This is a genomic window from Glaciimonas sp. GNP009, from assembly GCF_054343755.1.
On sequence record NZ_JBTGUV010000004.1, the window covers coordinates 4,180,336 to 4,200,032 of the forward strand.

At 48.8% G+C, this 19,697-nt stretch carries 18 protein-coding genes and 1 tRNA gene; 9 read left to right on the forward strand and 10 right to left on the reverse strand.

Going from position 1 to position 19,697, the window contains the following annotated elements; genetic code table 11:
- Positions 1-15 precede the first annotated feature (15 nt).
- Complete coding sequence (locus ACXX82_RS19350) at positions 16-714, forward strand: YceH family protein (RefSeq protein ID WP_322237520.1); 699 nt, start codon at positions 16-18, stop codon at positions 712-714.
- 510 nt (positions 715-1,224) lie between these two features.
- Positions 1,225-1,428, forward strand: coding sequence for a cold-shock protein (locus ACXX82_RS19355; RefSeq protein WP_168052175.1), 204 nt, complete (start codon positions 1,225-1,227; stop codon positions 1,426-1,428).
- 194 nt (positions 1,429-1,622) lie between these two features.
- Here ACXX82_RS19355 and ACXX82_RS19360 read toward each other — a convergent pair whose 3' ends face one another.
- The 4 genes from ACXX82_RS19360 to ACXX82_RS19375 form a co-directional block, all read right to left on the reverse strand.
- Positions 1,623-2,207, reverse strand: coding sequence for a BPSL1445 family SYLF domain-containing lipoprotein (locus tag ACXX82_RS19360; RefSeq protein WP_323506821.1), 585 nt, complete (start codon positions 2,205-2,207; stop codon positions 1,623-1,625).
- A gap of 266 nt (positions 2,208-2,473) precedes the next feature.
- Positions 2,474-3,274 (reverse strand): UDP-2,3-diacylglucosamine diphosphatase, encoded by an 801-nt coding sequence (locus ACXX82_RS19365; RefSeq protein WP_323506820.1) that lies wholly within the window; start codon positions 3,272-3,274, stop codon positions 2,474-2,476.
- A 207-nt stretch (positions 3,275-3,481) separates the two neighbouring features.
- The gene (locus ACXX82_RS19370; RefSeq protein ID WP_458563506.1) at positions 3,482-3,973 is read right to left on the reverse strand and encodes a peptidylprolyl isomerase; all 492 of its coding nucleotides are present in this window, start codon (positions 3,971-3,973) and stop codon (positions 3,482-3,484) included.
- Between the two features lie 254 nt (positions 3,974-4,227).
- Positions 4,228-4,842 (reverse strand): peptidylprolyl isomerase, encoded by a 615-nt coding sequence (locus ACXX82_RS19375; RefSeq protein WP_322237530.1) that lies wholly within the window; start codon positions 4,840-4,842, stop codon positions 4,228-4,230.
- Positions 4,843-5,182: 340 nt separating this feature from the next.
- Between ACXX82_RS19375 and cysS the strand changes: the two genes are divergently transcribed.
- From cysS to ACXX82_RS19410, 7 genes are all read left to right on the forward strand, one after another.
- The gene (gene cysS / locus ACXX82_RS19380; protein WP_458563507.1) at positions 5,183-6,592 is read left to right on the forward strand and encodes a cysteine--tRNA ligase; all 1,410 of its coding nucleotides are present in this window, start codon (positions 5,183-5,185) and stop codon (positions 6,590-6,592) included.
- A gap of 5 nt (positions 6,593-6,597) precedes the next feature.
- The gene (locus tag ACXX82_RS19385) at positions 6,598-7,251 is read left to right on the forward strand and encodes a DNA-3-methyladenine glycosylase family protein (protein ID WP_322237535.1); all 654 of its coding nucleotides are present in this window, start codon (positions 6,598-6,600) and stop codon (positions 7,249-7,251) included.
- Positions 7,252-7,441: 190 nt separating this feature from the next.
- Entirely contained in the window at positions 7,442-8,416 is a 975-nt protein-coding gene (locus tag ACXX82_RS19390) for an acetyl-CoA carboxylase carboxyltransferase subunit alpha (protein ID WP_205323106.1), read from the forward strand.
- A complete protein-coding gene (gene tilS / locus ACXX82_RS19395) occupies positions 8,416-9,906 on the forward strand; it encodes a tRNA lysidine(34) synthetase TilS (protein ID WP_458563508.1) in 1,491 nt (496 codons plus the stop codon). The genes ACXX82_RS19390 and tilS overlap by 1 nt, the downstream gene beginning before the upstream one ends.
- Positions 9,907-10,195: 289 nt before the next feature.
- Positions 10,196-11,446, forward strand: a complete 1,251-nt coding sequence (locus ACXX82_RS19400) for an aspartate kinase (protein WP_322237541.1) — start codon at positions 10,196-10,198, stop codon at positions 11,444-11,446.
- 117 nt (positions 11,447-11,563) lie between these two features.
- Positions 11,564-11,657: transfer RNA gene (locus ACXX82_RS19405), tRNA-Ser, on the forward strand.
- A 421-nt stretch (positions 11,658-12,078) separates the two neighbouring features.
- Positions 12,079-12,561: a GNAT family N-acetyltransferase gene (locus tag ACXX82_RS19410; RefSeq protein ID WP_323506818.1), complete on the forward strand. Its 483-nt coding sequence runs from the start codon at positions 12,079-12,081 to the stop codon at positions 12,559-12,561.
- A 341-nt stretch (positions 12,562-12,902) separates the two neighbouring features.
- Here ACXX82_RS19410 and ACXX82_RS19415 read toward each other — a convergent pair whose 3' ends face one another.
- From ACXX82_RS19415 to ACXX82_RS19440, 6 genes are all read right to left on the reverse strand, one after another.
- Positions 12,903-14,651: a ClcB-like voltage-gated chloride channel protein gene (locus ACXX82_RS19415; protein WP_458563509.1), complete on the reverse strand. Its 1,749-nt coding sequence runs from the start codon at positions 14,649-14,651 to the stop codon at positions 12,903-12,905.
- A gap of 78 nt (positions 14,652-14,729) precedes the next feature.
- Entirely contained in the window at positions 14,730-15,581 is an 852-nt protein-coding gene (locus ACXX82_RS19420) for an amidohydrolase family protein (RefSeq protein WP_322237549.1), read from the reverse strand.
- 67 nt (positions 15,582-15,648) lie between these two features.
- Entirely contained in the window at positions 15,649-16,557 is a 909-nt protein-coding gene (locus ACXX82_RS19425) for an ABC transporter ATP-binding protein (RefSeq protein ID WP_322237552.1), read from the reverse strand.
- A gap of 10 nt (positions 16,558-16,567) precedes the next feature.
- Positions 16,568-17,395, reverse strand: coding sequence for an ABC transporter permease (locus ACXX82_RS19430; protein WP_458563510.1), 828 nt, complete (start codon positions 17,393-17,395; stop codon positions 16,568-16,570).
- 7 nt (positions 17,396-17,402) lie between these two features.
- Entirely contained in the window at positions 17,403-18,278 is an 876-nt protein-coding gene (locus tag ACXX82_RS19435; protein WP_322237558.1) for an ABC transporter ATP-binding protein, read from the reverse strand.
- Complete coding sequence (locus ACXX82_RS19440) at positions 18,279-19,619, reverse strand: ABC transporter permease subunit (RefSeq protein ID WP_323506815.1); 1,341 nt, start codon at positions 19,617-19,619, stop codon at positions 18,279-18,281.
- Positions 19,620-19,697 lie beyond the last annotated feature (78 nt).

Consider the following 19,697-nt stretch of genomic DNA (forward strand, 5'->3'; position numbering starts at 1 on the left):
ACAAAAGGTTAGATGATGACACTGGAAGCAATCTCCCCATCCAATGGCGATGACGCCATCCTTGATTCATTTGAAATTCGTGTACTTGCCGTATTGGCAGAAAAAGAAGCACTAACGCCCGATAACTATCCTCTCTCACTCAATACGCTGGTGAATGGCTGTAACCAGTTATCGAGTCGTGATCCTGTAATGTCAATTTCAGAGTCAACCGTGCTGGATGTGTTGCAACGACTTATGCAGCGCAAGTTGGTCGTGGAGGTCAATCAGGCGGGCGCGCGTGTTGCCAAATACGAGCATCGTATGCGTCTTAAATGGACGCTTGAGCCGGATAAGTTGGCTGTATTGGCGACCTTGATGTTGCGAGGTATTCAGACCGCCGGTGAGGTCCGTATGCGTTGCAGTCGTCAATATGAGTTTGCCTCCGTCAACGATGTCGAGATTGCGCTGCAATTTCTTATCGATAAATATCCGCCACTGGTAGCGCGTCTGGTAAAAGGGCCGGGCACAAAAGAATCGCGCTACGCGCAACTGTTAACTGGTGAGGAAATTTTGGCGCAACAAGTGGTTGCTGAAACGTTTTCTAATAGTGCCGCGATTCATAGATCAGATCGTCAGGATCGTATTGCTGCGCTTGAGGAAGAAGTCGTTATGCTGCGTCAACAGGTGGATGCGTTGAGTAACCAGTTTGCGGAATTCAAACGACAGTTTGAATAAAAAGTGTTAACGTAAAGGCGTTGTGAGATCAAGGATGGTTCACCTTCGTTGTATTATATGCTCGCACAAGCGTAGTAATAATTTAGCATAATCCCTGGTGTTTGTTAGATTTGTCTTCCGCCGATCACTCAATATCTGACATCCCCAATCAGGTATTCCCCTACTAAAAAATCGCCAAAACCCGATAGTATTGTTTTCCCATTCTGTGGATGATGTTGTATGGGTTTCGCTTTCATAGCGCAACACATTATCAGCATCAAACTATGAAATGGTTACGCCTGGATTTAATCATCTAAGCGTTATGGTTAGAATGACTAAGTATTTCTAGCCACATTATTTCTGATAATAAACGTGTTAAATCACTTTTTAAAGATATTGAAAATAATGCGTTTTACGGTTGATATTTTTTAATACAAAGTGGGTAATGCAGGTAGGAACAAAGTGATGTATTCGGTCGACCGAGGTCCTGCCTTCCAGCCCGTGTGGTGTGACATTTTTGAAAGAAGTATTATGACAACAGGTATCGTCAAGTGGTTTAACGACTCTAAGGGCTTCGGCTTCATTACGCCCGATGACGGCAGTGAAGACTTGTTCGCGCATTTTTCCGCGATTCAGATGGGCGGTTTCAAGACATTAAAAGAAGGTCAAAAAGTCCAGTTCGATATCATGCAAGGCCCAAAAGGCAAGCAAGCGGCGAACATTCAAAACCCGTAATTTCGATGGAATCATCGTCTGCAGCGCTTACAAAAGCGTAAATACGGCCAAATTATATAAGCTCACAATCCATAAAGGATTGTGAGCTTTTTTAATGACACGTCACGTCAATACTCCCTCAGCGATTGAATGATTGAATTTACGCGCATTATTTATGGCGTTATTAGGTGCAATCAGGGCGCGTGACACATCACTTACATGTTGAGTCGCGATACCTTAGTACCTTCGAGCGTTAGATTTGCCATAAGACCACTGTTGGTTAATACAAATGCCAGAACTGAGGATGTCATGGACGTTGTATCTATTTCGCCGTTCGCTCCGATCTTAAGGACAGCGACCGATGCATCGGCACCCACTGCCCAACCGTTGCTACTACGAAATTTGTTTAGCGAGTCCTGAGTCATGAACAGAAAAATCAGCGCTTTAGACTGGGCGCCGATTTGTAACCCAATTGAAGCGGAAGCGGTACTGTAGTAACCGTCGGTTTTATTTCCGACACGTAGCGCTCCTTCCCCATATTGACCGCCGATGCCAAATCCTGCTGCAATAACAGATGGAAATACCAACACGCCATTTGCCTTGGATACCAGTTCACGCGCATGTGGAGCAGCCGTATATAAGCGTGCCATTGTTGTATCGATGCTTGTATCAATTTGCCGACGACGTTTGCCCGGATCGGCATTAGCGTCTGATGGCGAGGTAGTCGTGCAGCCAGCAAGGACCAGACTGGTCATTCCCAGCGCTCCAGCGGTTTTTAGTATGAAGTCTCGCCTATACATGATGCCTCCATCGAGTTGATCAAAAAAACAGGTTTCAAACGTGCCCCACACTTTTTGTGTGTCTGCGCTTAATACGATTTTTTCAGATGCATTTGGTGGATCAATGGAATGACTGCCAGGTTACTTCTCTGAATAGAGCTATAAATGGTATTGATTAGATCAAATCATCATTTTTATTATTAAAATTACATCTATTTGTTAATTTTAGTTGAAATAAATTGATTTGCAAGATGTTGAGATAAAAAGTAAGTTATATCAATTACTATTTATACACTCTGAAGCGCGCTACCGGAATGGTCGAAACGCCGAATTGCACCGTCTGAATCAATCGATATCCAGCCGCCGCGTGGTTTTTTGAGGTCATAATCCCAATCCGATAACACATAGCGATTCAGTGTTACGCCAGCGGCCTTATTGGTATGTACGGCCGGACGATGTGTGTGTCCATGAATTAGCGTATCGGTACCGGTTTCAGCAAACAGCGCGGCGATCGCCTGTTGATTGACATCCATGATGTCCATCGATTTGTTTTGTTGTTCTTTACGACTCTCATCACGTGCACCCGCGATGATCGTTTTGCGTTGCGTCAATGGTAATGCGAGAAATTGTTGTTGCCATTGCGGATTGCGAACTTGTGCGCGAAATGCCATGTAACCAAGATCATCGGTGCATTGCGCATCGCCATGTGCCAGTGTTACGCGCCGACCTGCAATTGTGGCGACAAATGGGTCGGACAATAATGTAAGTCCTGCCGCTTCAGCAAAGGCTTGGCCTACCAAAAAGTCTCGATTTCCTGCGATCCAGAATACCTCAACATTAGCGTCGCTAACCTGACGGAGCGCATTGGCGATTTGTTGGTTATAAGGTGTTTCCAGATCGTCGTCACCAGCCCAATATTCAAATAAATCACCCAACAGATACAGTTGCTTTGCCTGGCGTGCATGCGTATCCAAAAAATCGTAGAACGCTTGCGTAGTACGAGGATGCGCTTCCTGTAAGTGCAGATCAGAAATGAATAATGCAACCGCAGATGTTTGTACCGGCGTGTATGAAGTGGCTTCGGTCATAGAGGGCAGCTGTGTGTGTGACGATTGCTGTTGGCCTTTTACGATCTGGCTGACTTGAGGTATCTGGCACTAAATTAGGCTCAAAACCTTCGTAGTCTAAAGACCTTTCAGGTTTCTTCGCGCTATTTATCCTAATCGCTCCTAAGCCAGCTTAGCCATTTAGTTAGGCTACAGATCGTAAGCAGGTTTTTAGATTATTGCCTTAGATTATTGAACGACTTCTGCTTTTTCGATGATGACATCTTTTACAGGTACGTCTGCGAACATACCGGTACGGCTAGTTTTAACGGCCTTGATTTTATCGACGACATCCATGCCTTCAGTGACTGTTCCAAAAACGCAATAACCCCAACCATCTTGTCCCGGATAATCAAGGAAGCTATTGTTCTTAATATTGATGAAGAACTGGGCTGAAGCCGAATGTGGGTCCGAAGTACGCGCCATTGCTAAGGTGTACGGCAGATTTTTCAGGCCATTCTTGGCTTCATTTTCGACTGTAGCATTAGTCGGTTTTTGTTTCATTCCCGGCTCGAAGCCGCCGCCTTGCACCATAAAACCATCAATGACGCGATGGAAAATGGTGCCGTTGTAATGACCTGAATTGACATAGGCTAAAAAGTTTTCAACTGACTTTGGTGCTTTTTCTGCATCTAGTTCGATGGTGATGTTGCCGTGGTTCGTGGTCAGGATGACTGTCATGATTTTTTGCCTTGTGGGTTATAGATTGAAAATGGGTATTCTTATAGCGGATAACTGGTTTTGTTGCTAGGTACGAATGCTGCTGAAATGAATACTGACCTTAGTGTTGCGTCAGGCTATTTTTTTATTGCAACAATAGATGTTTCGAGTACCAGTTCTGCTAAACGCCAATTGACCTTATTTGCCTTTCAGCACGTTTAATCGCGCTAAATGGGGCCAATTGGTGGTTAAAACAGTTGTCCCATCGATCCCATTTATTTGGTAATGGACGCAGACTCAATGATGACTTGTTGCACTGGTACATCCTGCGCGCCTGTTTTGACTTTTTTGATCTTGTCGACGACTTCCATGCCTTGAATCACTTTGCCAAAAACTGCATAGCCGTAGCCGTCTTGACCTGGATAGTTCAAAAATTGATTATCCTTGACGTTAATAAAGAATTGCGCAGAAGCAGATTGCGGGTCCGAAGTGCGTGCCATGGCGACGCTGTATTCGGTATTTTTCAAGCCGTTCTTACCTTCGTTCTCAACTTTATTTGGTGCTGGCTTCTCGTTCATCTTCTTGTCAAAACCGCCGCCCTGAATCATAAATCCATCAATTACGCGGTGAAAAACAGTGCCGTTGTAGTGGCCCGTGTTCACATAGCTTAGGAAATTTTTGACTGTTTTGGGAGCTTTCTCAGCATTCAGTTCGAGGACGATGTCGCCCATGTTCGTTTTTAGCAGGACATGTGGCATGTCGGCAGCGTGGGCATTCGAAAAGGCAAAAGACAGAGATAGCGCGGCAATTGACGTTGCCAGCACGCGGGAAAAGGTGCGGCGAGAAGTTGATGGTGCGCTTAATACCTTGCTTTGCTTGATGCGTTGCATGAAAAATCCCTTCTGGTGAATAATACGAAAGTTTAATACGTCAGCTTAAAACGACAGCATAAATTCAGAGTCTTACGACCATGACGTTACGGGTGCATTGTGTACACGCCACGTATAATTGCCAACAAGTTTACTGCAAGAGTGACGATTTTGCTTTTCCGCAATGCTAGGTTGTCTGGTTGTTTGATATACTGCGTCGAAAAGAAGCATTTTATCAAACTAAGCATTGCAAAAGAGTTTTGGCGGTCTTGTTGTACTGACGTGGCATATTTTCCGGGAGGTGATGTGCTAACGACCAGGGCCAACGTGCAATAAATCTGTGCCTGAACTACTAGATTCCATGAGTAACCTAAAAATATATAACACACTGGCGCGCCAGAAGCAGCCGTTTTCCCCAATTGTGCCTGGCAAAGTGCGCATGTACGTGTGCGGCATGACCGTGTACGACTATTGCCATCTCGGTCACGCACGCGTGATGGTGGTGTTTGACATGGTCCAGCGCTGGTTGAGGCAATCTGGGTTTGACGTTACCTATGTGCGCAACATTACCGATATTGACGACAAGATCATTCGCCGCGCAGTCGAAAACGGCGAAACCATCTCGCAATTAACAACCCGCTTTATTGCAGCAATGGATCAGGATGCAAGGGCGCTCGGTGTGCAAAAACCGGATCATGAGCCGCGCGCGACAGACTATGTGCCGCAAATGTTGTCGTTGATCGGCAAACTGGAAGGCAATGGCCTGGCCTATAAAGCTACCGACGGTGATGTTAACTATTCGGTGCGGGATTTCGCCGGTTACGGCAAACTTTCTGGTAAATCGCTCGACGACCTCCGTGCAGGTGAACGCGTGGACGTTAATACCGGCAAGCGCGATCCCCTGGATTTTGTATTGTGGAAAGCGTCAAAGGAAACCGAACCAGACGAGGTGAAGTGGGCATCGCCATGGGGCCGTGGTCGGCCCGGCTGGCATATTGAGTGCTCTGCGATGGCAGAGCACTTGCTTGGCGAACAGTTTGATATTCATGGAGGTGGGCAGGATTTGCAATTCCCGCATCATGAAAATGAAATTGCGCAGTCAGAAGGCGCTTCGGGACATCAATTTGTTAATTATTGGATGCATAACGGTTTTATTCGTGTAGACAATGAGAAGATGTCTAAATCATTGGGCAATTTTTTTACGATACGCGAAGTGTTAAAAACGTATGATGCCGAGGTGATTCGTTTCTTTATCCTACGGGCGCATTACCGTAGTCAGTTGAATTATGCCGATAGTAATCTGGACGATGCCAAGAACGCGCTAACGCGCCTGTACACGGCGCTTAAAGAAGTCACGCCGGATGATGCGCCGTTTGATCCGAACGAGACATATGCGTTGCGCACCGTTGAAGCAATGAACGATGATTTCAATACGCCGTCGGCGATCGCCATATTGTTTGATCTTGCTAACGAGGTTAATAAAACTAAATCGGCAGCTTTGGCACGACAATTGAAGGCATTGGGTGGGAATTTGGGATTTTTAACGCGGGCGGCTGACGATTTTTTGAAAGGTCGCAGCGCAGGAGAGCGCAATGTTGATTGTGTAGTTGGTTTGTCTGAAGAAAGCATTCAGCTAAAAATCGAAGCGCGGTCGGCTGCAAAGAAGGCCAAAGATTTTTCTGCTGCGGATGGCATACGTGCCGAGCTGTTAGCGGCTGGCGTGCTGCTCGAAGATAAGCCGAGTGGTCTAACCGAATGGCGGAGGACTTAGTTCGCATGCAAAATATAATAACAACTGCGGATAGCAAGATTCACGTCGCCGCATACTGGGAAGACGCCAAGGTTGAGCTGATGAAGCGTGACCGTATTATGCGCAAACTGATTCCGCAATTTGGCGATTTGCACCTGACTGGTCGTAGTGAGCCATTCACGACATTGGCGCGCTCTGTGATCGGGCAACAAATCTCGATCAAATCAGCGGAAGCGGTTTGGCAGAAATTTCTGTTAATCTGCCCCAAATGTTCGCCTTCCCAAGTGCTAAAAGCGGGCCACGAACAATTAGCTGCATGCGGTTTATCCAAGCGTAAAGCGGAATATATCCTTGATTTAGCTGAACATTTCAAGGCAAAACGAGTCCATGCGGATAAGTGGGTCAGTATGCCCGATGAGGATGTTATCGCTGAGTTAATCCAGATTCGTGGCATTGGCCGCTGGACAGCGGAGATGTTTTTGATATTTAATCTGCTTCGGCCGAATATTTTGCCGTTGGATGATGTCGGTTTATTAAAAGGCATCAGCGTTAATTACTTCTCAGGTGAACCGGTGTCACGTAGCGATGCGCGTGAGGTGTCGGCTAACTGGGAGCCATGGCGTACCGTTGCCACATGGTATTTATGGCGCAGTCTTGAGCCAATACCGGTTGCATACTGAAAAGTAGCAAACGAAAACGTAGTGAAAGAAATGTAGCAAACGGTGGAAGTTGTTCGGTAATGGTTAAAATTACATTATTTTAGGCATTTTCTGATAAGCGTTTCAGCAACAGTTTGCGCAAATACATAGTAGTTACAGATTTGGCGCAGCCTCATGCCTTCTTGGCGATGCGCAAAAACAAAGGAATACCATGAGTAAGACCACATTTCTTGGCTTCGAACAGTCGATTGCCGAGCTGGATGGCAAAATAGAAGAGCTGCGCTTTGTACAGGATGATTCGGCAGTCGATATTTCGGAAGAGATTGATCGTTTATCGAAAAAAAGCCAGCAACTGACCAAAGATATCTACGCCAAGCTAACACCGTGGCAGGTTTCACAGATCGCACGTCATCCACAACGTCCTTATACGATGGATTATGTGAATGAAATGTTTACTGATTTCCATGAATTGCATGGGGATCGCACCTATGCTGACGATCAGTCTATCGTCGGCGGTCTGGCGCGCTTTAACGGTCAGGCTTGTATGGTGATTGGTCATCAAAAAGGTCGCGATACCAAAGAGCGTGCTTTGCGTAACTTTGGTATGCCAAAGCCGGAAGGCTATCGCAAAGCGCTGCGGTTGATGAAAGTCGCAGAAAAATTTGGTCTGCCGATCTTTACCTTTGTTGATACGCCGGGTGCGTTCCCCGGTATTGATGCTGAAGAACGCGGTCAGTCCGAAGCGATTGGACATAATCTTTACTGCATGGCTGAACTCAAAGTGCCATTGATTGCCACGATCATCGGCGAAGGCGGCTCCGGCGGCGCGCTGGCGATCGCTGTGGGCGATGCGGTATTGATGTTGCAATATTCGACTTATGCGGTGATCTCACCAGAAGGCTGCGCTTCGATTTTGTGGAAGAGCGCCGAGCGGGCAGCGGATGCGGCAGATGCCTTGGGCTTGACCGCACATCGTTTAAAAGCAATGGGTTTGATTGACAAGATCGTCAATGAACCGCTTGGTGGTGCACACCGCGATCCCAAGCAAATGGCTGGATTGTTAAAGCGCGCATTGGCAGATACATTGCGTCAGTTCCAAGGTGTTAAAACCAAGGATTTGTTGGCGGCTCGTCACGAGAAATTGATGAGCTACGGCAAATTCAAGGAAATTTCGGCGACAGAATAGTGGCAAATCCGCACACGGTCACCATCACCGAACAGTTTGAGGGCGCGCTGAAAGATATTATTCAGCGCGCTTTTTCTATTTCTTCCAACGGCCGCGAATCACCCGTCGAGACGCTGGCCGATGTTCAGTTCCCATCAACTATAGCAATCGCTTATAGCGGCGGTCTTGACTCGTCAGTGTTACTCGCATTAGCGGCACAATATGCCGCAGAACATCAGATAAAACTACGTGCTTTTCATGTTCATCACGGTATTAGCCCGCAGGCTGATCAATGGCTGGCGCATTGCGCTGCTGAGTGCCAGCGTCTGGATGTGATCTTTGATGCACGCCATATTGCCTTGCGCAATGCCGATAAAACTGGCGTGGAAGAGGCCGCGCGTAACAGTCGTTATGCTGCTTTGGGCGATATGTGCCGTCAGCATCAAGTGCCACTATTGTTAGCCGCGCATCATATTGACGATCAGGCAGAAACCGTATTACTGCAATTGCTGCGCGGGTCTGGCGTGGCGGGGTTATCTGGCATGGATACAGTGAACGCTGCACCCGCACTGTTGGGCGATGCAACGTTGCTGATGGCGCGGCCATTGCTGGCGGTATCGCGAGCGCAACTTGAAAGTTACGCTACTAACCACAGCATACCCTTTGTCGAAGATGAATCTAATCATGATTCACGCTATGCCAGAAATGCGCTACGTCATCAATTGATGCCGGTACTTAGTCAGTATTTTGTCGGCTTTCAAGAACGCTTGACGCGCACGGCAGGTCACATGCAGTCCAGCCAAAAATTATTAATCGAACTCGCCGCGCAGGATATGGCAGCGTGTGCGGGTAATAACTGTCTCGAGTTGGACAAGGTCCGCAAATTGAGTGCGGCACGGATCGACAACTTGCTACGGTATTGGTTTGGTTTACATGATTTGCGGATGCCTTCGAGCGCTTGGCTGAGCGAGATGCGAGACCAATTGCTGTCAGCAAAAGCCGATGCCCAACTTTGTGTGACCCATCCGGAATGTCATATTCGGCGTCATCGTGATCGGGTTTTTTTGACGCCTCGTGATGATCTGGATCGTGAAGAGATTGATCCCATTCCCTTCCGCTGGACTGGCGAAGCCGCGCTCGCTTTCCCCATCTATGGCGGAAGCTTGCATTTTGAAACGTCGGAGCATGGCGTAGCTGCCGAATGGTTGCGTCAACAACCGTTGCAACTACAGTACCGTAGCGGCGGCGAGCGACTCAAACTTGCCTTCAATCGGCCCACGAAAGCGTTGAAGTATCTTTATCAGGCTGCGGATATTCCAGCCTGGGAGCGAGAGTGTTTGCCAATGGTACTGGCGGCAGGGAAGCTAATGTTTGCTGCTAATTTGGGATTTGATTGCCATTTGCTTGCACCCGAAGGAAGTGGCAATGTGAGTTTGCGTTGGGAGCCGGATAATTTAGCGTTGCGTAAAGTGTTTCCGGAATTGAGGTTGTCTGTGCAGGATGAGAGTTAGTTCAGACCGGCCGCTTCAAGCATGTTTTGCGTAGAAAGGCTATGACTTACCAGTGATAGCTAACCGTTGAGCAGCGACAATGCCCGGATAGGTCCAACCAACAACACACGTTTTATCGCTTTGATATCGATTTAAGGTGGCAGAACTAGTCATATATGGCTAGTTGGAGCCACTTTCCAGCCGTTTTAGCTTGTTTTTTAGCCTCTTAAGATGTAAAGTTAGCGGCTAATTTTTAGCATCAAGCACTTATCTTTAAGCCTTTTATCTACAAGCCCACCTCCTTAACCTTATGGCTTTAATCGTTCACAAATACGGCGGCACGTCGATGGGCTCACCAGAGCGTATCAAGAATGTCGCTAAGCGCGTTGCCAAATGGCATAACGCGGGCCACCAAGTCGTCGTCGTTCCTTCGGCCATGTCTGGTGAGACCAATCGTCTGCTGGGTTTGGCAAAGGAAGTCAACGCCAATCCTGATCCGCGTGAACTTGATATGCTGGCGTCCACTGGCGAGCAAACGTCGGTTGCCCTGCTAGCAATGGCATTGCAAGCAATCGGTCAACCAGCGGTATCCTATGCCGGATGGCAGGTCGTGATTAAGACTGACTCGGCGCATACAAAAGCACGCATACGCTCGATCGACGACGCTAAAGTGCGGCGTGATCTGGACGAGGGTAAAGTGGTCATTATTACCGGCTTTCAGGGCGTTGACGATAATGGCAACATTACCACGCTAGGACGTGGCGGCTCGGATACCTCAGCGGTGGCGGTCGCAGCAGCCTTGGGCGCAGTTGAATGTCTGATTTATACCGATGTGGATGGTGTCTACACCACCGATCCACGTGTCGTATCAGATGCGCGCCGCCTCAATACTGTGACTTTTGAAGAAATGCTTGAAATGGCGTCGCTTGGGTCAAAAATCTTGCAAATTCGCTCAGTCGAATTTGCGGGGAATTACAAGATGCCAACACGGGTACTGTCCTCGTTGACTGACCCCCTAATGCCGCTGGAACAAGAAATGGTTTCCGGCACACTGATTTCGTTTGAGGAAGACACAAAGATGGAACAAGCTACCATTACCGGTATCGCCTTTAGCCGCGATGAAGCAAAAATCACCGTAATCGGCGTACCTGATCGTCCAGGTATTGCTTATCAGATACTTGGTGCAGTTGCGGAAGCCAACATCGAAGTCGACATGATCATCCAGAATCAATCGATGGACGGCAAGACGGACTTCACCTTTACTGTGTCACGCGGCGATTACGATAAAACGATGGGTGTACTGGACGATAAAGTCAAAGCGCACGTTGGTTCCGGCAATATTATTGGGGACAACAAAGTATCGAAAGTATCAGTGGTGGGTGTGGGCATGCGTAGCCACGTCGGTATTGCATCCCAGATGTTTCGTACCTTATCGGAGGAGGGTATCAATATTCAAATGATCTCAACTTCAGAAATCAAGATATCAGTATTGATCAACGAAAAGTACATGGAGCTAGCCGTACGGGCCCTACATAAAGCGTTTGAGCTGGAAAAAGTCTAAATGAAATAAATTTAGCCTTTTATGGCTAAAAAGACAGACTTTTCATTGACCAACTTCGTATGAAAAGCTATTATGCGTAGCCTTGCTGCAGCGATATTATAATGTGGCAGCGAGTTTGGAGGCGTGGCCGAGTGGTCGAAGGCACTTCCCTGCTAAGGAAGCATATGGGCTTAAACCTGTATCGTGGGTTCGACTCCCACCGCCTCCTCCAAGAATGATAAGCCCCTGATTCGTCAGGGGCTTTTTCATTTCTGAAATTGATTTTAGCTAAGCTACATAACGGCAAAGTGTTTCCCGCGATCTCAGGCCTTGGGATGGCCGGATAGATTGGCTAAAGCATCGCTGCGGTCACCATCGCGCAAGATACTACCGGAACTATGCAATCCCAGAGTATTTATTGGTGATGTGTGCAAACCTTATTGTTTATGCTATTCTTGCGCGCTAAATCGTGGGTTGTATGATTTCGTTAAATGATAGCGCAGTGTTAGTTTTTCGAAAAAACCCTAAAGCCAACGCATTATCGTTGGCTTTTTTGTGCCTCGCGTAAATAGCGTGAGCCGGGATATCGCGTCGCTAACTAGAGCCTTTCGTTTTAATCAATATTATTCCCCGTTGGGGATTTCAATCAGTATATGAATACTATCTATAGCAGCCAGTCTGAAGATAACGTGAATATTGTTTTTGCTATTGTTACGAAGCAAGATTTTGAAAGTTTGGTAGCGCTGCGAATTGCAGCCATGCGAGAGAGTCTGGAGCGCGTTGGACGCTTTGACCCAGTTCGGGCAAGGGATCGGTTAAAAAACGGTTTTAAAGCCGAATACGCGCGTCATATCCTGGCGGATGGTGTGCACGCAGGTTTCTTCGTCGTTAAGCCGACCGATCAGATGCTACTGCTTGAGCATTTATATATACATCCCGATTACCAAGGCCGCGGGATCGGTGCAATAGTGATGCAAAGCATCATTGCCCAAGCGAATGCGCTGGGTTTGCCGATCATGGTTAAGGCGTTGAAGGAGAGTCGTTCCAATGGTTTTTACCAACATCATGGGTTCGAAGAGATCGAGCAAGACGAATGGGACATCTCCTATCGACGTCCAATCGGTACCGAAATATAAGAAGGTGTGTGCGTCGGCATCTGTTGAAGTACAAATTACAGGGACTCTGAATTCGCGCTAGCTCGCGTCTAGCTGATCCGCCAGACTTTCTATGTTTTCATAAAGTTGCACTTACTCATTTAGCAGCTCTTGCTTTATTCTGTGCGTAGCCAAAAAAGTTATATAAATCAAAGTGTTAGTTGCTATATTGAATAGTTCTTAACAGGGTTATTCACAATTTCTGTTGATAACTTATTTTGCTCCTGGGCAGGTTCGGGTTTAACGCGGCTTACTGTTTCCTTCTGCGGTATTGCATCATAAAAATCATAGTCGCACTGGCACCCGATCTTCCATTCCTGCCCTCAATCTTCGGACCGATGCAATTTGACGTACGCGTCTAACAATGACGACTTGTACACAACTCCTAACAGCTTTGAACGGATGCCATATTCGACCGTTGGGAGTCGTTCGCCCTGATGAGCCAGAAAATGTTCCAGTGCTTGACTCAGTGTCATTTCTGGGGTGATTACGTGTAAGCAATCCTGTTGGAGGAAGTCCAGTGCAGATTTCATTGATATGTCATCTTTATCGAGGAGTGCAGATGTCACGTCTTGCAAGGCGACCACGCCGCGATAGTGGTTGCGGTCATCCACGATATAAATATACTTCACAGGATATTGCAGGAACATGCGCGAAATTTCCTGAAAGCTGGCGGTGATGGGAAGCACGGTATTCGCTGGCTTAATCAAATCTCGCATGTGCGTATTGCGTAACAGTAGACGTGCTTTTGCATCGCGGTTGCGTTTGATCGTGATTTCGTACATTGCGGTATCGTCGATGGAACGTGCAACAAAATACGCCACTACGCAAGACAACATCAACGGCAGCACCACTTGGTAACTTAAGGTCATCTCGAAGATCATGAGGATCGCCATCAACGGCGCGCCGGTTGCAGCGGCGAGAAATGCGCCCATCCCCACGATGGCGTAGGCGAAGGGCTCTGACGTGCCACCCGGTAATAACTGGTCCACGCCAAGCCCAACCAGATACCCGATGGCGGCACCAACAAAAAGAGCGGGAGTGAACACGCCACCCACCGCGCCGGAGCCAGTCGTCAGGGCGGTGGCGATGATCTTAAACACGAGTATGACTAGCACTGCGTTCCAGGCCCACGGAGCCTGCAGAGGTGAATGCAATAACGAATTAACCACGCTATAACCGTTTCCCCATACTTGAGGAACCCAAATCGATATAATGCCCACCATCAAACCACCTATACCGAGCCGCAGAGGCATCGACAAGTTGGTTCGCTGAAATGTACGTTTGCTAAGCTGTAGCAGGCGCAGGAACTGCGGCGCGGCGATGCCGCACAGAATACCGAGCGCGACGAAAAAAATGACTTCTGCACCGAAGATAACCGGAAAGATTGGCATTTCATAGGTCGGCTTGTAACCGGGTAATTCACGCATAGTAATATTGGCGACGACCGAGGCGACCAAAATCGGGCCAAAACTGCTCATGGCGATTGATCCCAACACGATTTCAGAAATGAAAAACGCACCCGCAATCGGTGCATTGTAGGCAGAAGTGAGACCAGCGGCGGCACCGCAAGCGACTAGTAGCCGAAGTTGTTGTGGACTAAAGTGCACTATGCGGCCCACGAAGGAGGCTGCCATTGCTGCCAAGTGGACCATGGATCCTTCTCGACCAATTGATCCACCGGTGGCGATGGAGCTCAATGAGGAAATACTGCGCAACAGACTTTGCCGCACCGGGATGTTGCCGTCGCCGATGGAGATAGCCTCCATATAGTCAGACGATGCGCTGACCGTGACCCGCTTCGCCAGCACCAGAAAAATACCAGCAACCACACCGCCGCCTGCGGGAAGCAGCATGCGCGCATACCACGGCAAGCTCTTAGCGATTTCAACCAAAGAGCCGGTCCGTCCCGTGAGCAGTACCTGAAGACCAAGGATGCCGTCGCGAAACGCGATCGTGGCGCACGCGCCTAGAAGACCACTGAACGCAGCCCACAACAGCATGGTATGTTCGTCCGAGAAGCGGAAGCGGCGACGGAACAGAAATCTATATTTCAGGATCGCGCTGAGCATAACTGTAGATTTTTTCGACAAAGATACTTGACATCAATGCAGGCACCGCACGTTAATCGCTAAGTGCCTGGCGGCATATCAAGTGAGTTTCAATACACGCTTGGCATTACCTGAAAATACAGCATCCAGCACGTCGCCACGGAAGCCAAGCTTCTGATAATCCTCGACGGACTGTCCCATTGGCCGGAACGGGTAAGAACTACCAAACAGAAGCTGATCTTTCATGAAGCCGTTAGCAGCTTCGACATACAAGCTACTACCAGGCAAAAAGATATACATGTCAGGCACGATAAAGACGTTCTCGTAGCGGAAGGCGACGCCGATTATTTCGTTCACACGGGGATAAAATCCGTGATAACAGACGATGGATAAATTCGGAAAGGCGCGCGCCAGGCGTCCTATTGCGGCAGGATCATTGTGATCGAAGTTAGGTGTGGTGGGGCCCGACATCACGCACACAGGTACATTGAGCTGGGCACATACTTCGTAGATGGGAAAGAAAATCGGATCGTCAGCATGGGTTGGAACCGCACCAAATCCTGGCTCCAGATTAATCCCCTTGAGGCCCAACTCATTGATGGCGCGCTCGACTTCTTTGGCGGCGCCCTGGCTACCCAACGCGTAAGGATCGACCGATCCGATGCCGACCAATTCTTTGTATTTATTCGTGATCTTGTAAATCTCATCGTTGCTATGACGAATGCCGGGAATATCACGTCCGACGACAACCGCCGTCTGGATGCCGCTTCCGCGTACGTCATCGACGAAGCCCTTGATCGTTTTCGAGCGGGTAAAGTGCTCATCATTCTTAGCGCCTACGCGGCGGTTTAGCCATTTCACGACATCGTATTCTTTGGTGCCGGGCGTCGCGCCGTAAAAATCATGCAAGAAAGACGGACGGCTGCGCATGTCGATAATTTCGGTTGCCATTGTTTAAGTCTCCTGTGGTGGTCTAACATTTTTTATGGAAAAGCGTTCCTGCATAAATTTTAAAAAGTTATTGCGCTACCTCTGACTTATGTGCACGTTTTGCATAAGCCTCAACAAAGTCGGCCGCGGCCTTGCTGCCGCCCGTAAAAGATTTCATTGCTTCTTCATGTAAAAGCGCCAGTGCTTCCATCTTGACTTCATTGGCGCGCTCGCAATTGACCATGTCGACCAGACGGCGCGGGCGGGGGACATCGATCTCAAGCGTGGCACGCACCCGGGCGGGGATATTGGTCATGATCAGCAGGCGGTCTGCCAGGAAGATCGCTTCGTCGATATCGGTGGTGACAAAAAAACTGGTCCTGCGGGACTCGTCGAACAACCCGGCGTAGTACTCCCACATCAGCTCCTTTGACATGGCGTCGAGACCGCGAAACGGCTCGTCCAGAATCATCACTTCAGGATTGTTGATCATCGCCCGAGCCAGTTCGGCGCGGCGCTGCATACCACCTGAAAGCTGGGGCGGATATTTTTTACGAAAGGCTGTTAAACCCACTTTGTGCAGCAAAAATTCAGCCAAATCACGGGCTTGCTGGGTATCTTCCCCACGTGCCCGCGGTCCGAACATGATGTTGTCATAGGTTGTCATCCACGGGAATAATGCCGACTCCTGAAATACGACCAGTCGATCACGCCCTGGTTTGGTGATCGATTTGCCGTTGAGTGTCATCGTCCCCGTTGTGGGCGCTTCGAAACCAGCCAACAGTCGGATAAGGGTACTTTTTCCACAGCCGGATGGACCGATCATCACTGTCAATTTATTGCGCTCAATGGTGAAGGAGCAGTCTTGCACCACCTCTTTGGTGAATTGCCCTGCACCATATGATTTGCTGACATTGTCGACGCAGATTTCCCCCGAGCTGCGGAGTTCTTTCGGAAAGCTAATACCCGTAATAGCGGGATTGACATCGTTGATCATTTGTTTTCCTTTAACGTTTTTTCAACCACGGTGTCAGATAACCGCCAAGTGAGCGTAACAACTCGCTACACGCATATCCGGCGATACCGATACTCAACATACCAACCACAATTTGTTCGTACGAGCCACCAACGTAAGAATTCCAAATAAAAAATCCAAGTCCGCCACCGGATCCACCAGTTTGGCTGCCGCCGCCTGAAATCATTTCTGCCGCCACCACGACGTTCCAGGTAATACCCATACCGACCGATGAACCAACCACGATTGACGGCAGTGTGGCTGGGAGGACGATGCGCCGAAAGATGTCCCACTGCGACGATCCCATCGCTTGCGCCGACTGAAAGTAGCGGATGTCGATGGCGCGCGCTCCACCTACCACATTGATAACGACGGTGAAAAACGCACCTAGAAAAGTAACGAAGGCAATCGATAGCTCCTGTGTCGGCCAAAAGATGATGGCGACCGGAACCCAAGCCAAGGGAGGAATAGGACGCAGGATTTCAAACGTAGGAAAGCTAATACTATTAAAGTTTTTGCTCACTGCCATTAGCAGCCCAAGCGGAATTCCCACCACCATCGCTGCAATAAAACCCGCCAGCACCCGAAATAAGCTGAGATACCAGCTTTGCCAGTAACCCCTGTCATTGAGAAGGCCCGCCCACACTCTGAGCACGGCTGTTGGGGCCGGAATCATTCCGATCCAGGGTAACGAAACCCCCAGCCATTGTTTTGATCGTGCGCCTGCCTCCCAAAGGATCAGAAATACGACCAGCGAGATAGTGGCGCGCAGTCCAGCGCGACCAGGAATCTTTTTCTTCAAGCGCGATGCAATGGTCATGATTTACTCACCCTTCTTTCTCGCCAGCGGCAAAGGATTTCTTAGCTTCTTCGTGGACCACCTCAATGGTTTCTTCCATCAATTGGCGGAAGCGCAAACTTGTCAGCACACCGTAATCACGGGGATGCGGGATATCGACATTAAGGATTTTTTTGGGGCGGCAAGGGCGCGAGGTCATGATTACCAGGCGATGTCCCAGAAAAATTGCCTCTTCGAGATCGTGTGTGATAAAAAATATAGTCACCTTGTTCTTGTAATATATCTCTAGCAGCGCTTCATGCATGACCGATTTGGTAAGGGAATCGAGGGCGCGGTAAGGTTCGTCAAATAGCAGGACTTTAGGGTCATTCATCAGCGCCCTGACGATCTCAACGCGGCGGCGCAAACCAGATGAAACTTCACCTGGAAAATTGTGCTCGGTACCACTAAGACCTGCATCAGCCATCATGCTGCGGGCTTTTTCGTAAATTTCTTTCTTACCCATTTTCCCTTGCATCAAGGGACCGAAGGCGACGTTTTCCAGATTCGATTTCCAAGGAAAAAGTGCGCCGTTCTGAAAGACAACGATGCGGTCCGAGCCAGGCTCTGCCTGCGGTTTTCCAGGCCCGCACAGCATCTCGCCATCGAGAAAAATCTTGCCTGACGAGATACTGTGGAACCCAGCAATCGCATTTAACAGGGTAGTTTTGCCGCAGCCAGACGGACCAACGATCATACATATTTCACCGGCGGGTATATCGAGGGAGCAATGGTCGACCGCCATCACGGATGCACCGTCTGGATCGTAGATCTTCACTACGTCTTCGATTCGGATTGCGCCTCGGGAAGCGGTTTGTATCTGCGTTTGGGTCGGCGCTGGTGGCGGCATTAATATCGTACTCATTTATCTTCCTCCCAATGCAAGCTCGCGGACTCGCCACTGCATCATGTAGTCGCCTATCAATCGAACGAAAGCGCTGGTGGTGTAACCCACTGCACCTAGGGTAATCATGCCAATCACAATCGTTGGATACCGGACCATGGTGTAGGAGGTATTGATCACGTAACCGAGCCCGAATTGTCCCGATACCATCTCGCCAGCGACCAGCGAGAACCAGGCGACCCCGACCGAAATTTGTAGCCCGGTAAAAATGAATGGCATCGCGCCGGGTATGACGACTTCTTTGAATACCTGCCACTTGGAGGCCCCCAGACACATAGCGGCCCGACTATAGGACTCGTCTATCGACTCGACCCCCAGCATGGTATTGAGTCCAGTGGCAAAAAAAGACGCAAGAAAGGTCAGGAAAATAACTGGTGTTTCGGATCCACTGAACATCAGGATCGCGAGCGGAACCCAGGCCAGAATCGGAATAGGACGTAAGGTCTCAAACAAAGGGAATATATATTCTCTGAAACTTCGTGACCATCCTAAAAACAATCCGAGCGGAACGCCCAGCACAGTGGCCAACAAAAACGCAATCGCAACGCGACGCACGCTGACCCAAATGTGTTCGTAATATTCTGGCGTATAAAGTGAAAGGCCATAGATTGGATCTTTGCTAAATAACTCCTTAACGACGACTGTCAATCCGGGCATATCTCGGAAACGAGGTAATTTCCAAACCTCCACCGTGAGATACCAGAGGCCTAGAAAGATCGTGAATCCTAAAAGCATCAAGTAGGGTTTAGGACTTTTTAGCCATTGTGATGCGCGAAACATGGTTAAGGTGAGACCAGTCGGCATCTTTGGCGCCGCGGTCAAAGCGCCGGGGCCACTTAAAGGGTAATGATGAACCTGCGCTGCCACGGTCGAAGAGGCGTTGAACTCTTTGGTGATCATGGTAGCAAAGCGGCTCATCACCACGTCGCCGGTATCCGGTGTACCGGCAAACAGGTCAAGTAATTTTTTCCCGTCAATTCTTAAGACCTCCGTGCGCTCGGTACACACCGTTTCAGCCAATCGACCGGACTGATTGTCGAGTACTGCCGCCCATCCGAACACGTCGCCGGAGAGCATGGTCTTCTCCAAAGGTTGCGATGTGCCGTCACTGGCTGGCAAAGTGTGCTGCACCTTACCCGCAGAAATGACATAGATATCGTCGGGCCGGTCGCCTACTTGATAGATCACATCTCCTCGCGCAAATAACTGCCATTTTGAAAATCGCGCGATGGCGGATAATAAACCGGGCGTAACCATTTGAAACGGCATCGTGCGTCTCAATAAGGTGCTGATTTGTTCCATGTATTTTCCAGGAAGGTAGATGTGGAACCCCATAACGAGGCACTCGCCACCCCTGAGCAACTCTGACTTTATGTCAGA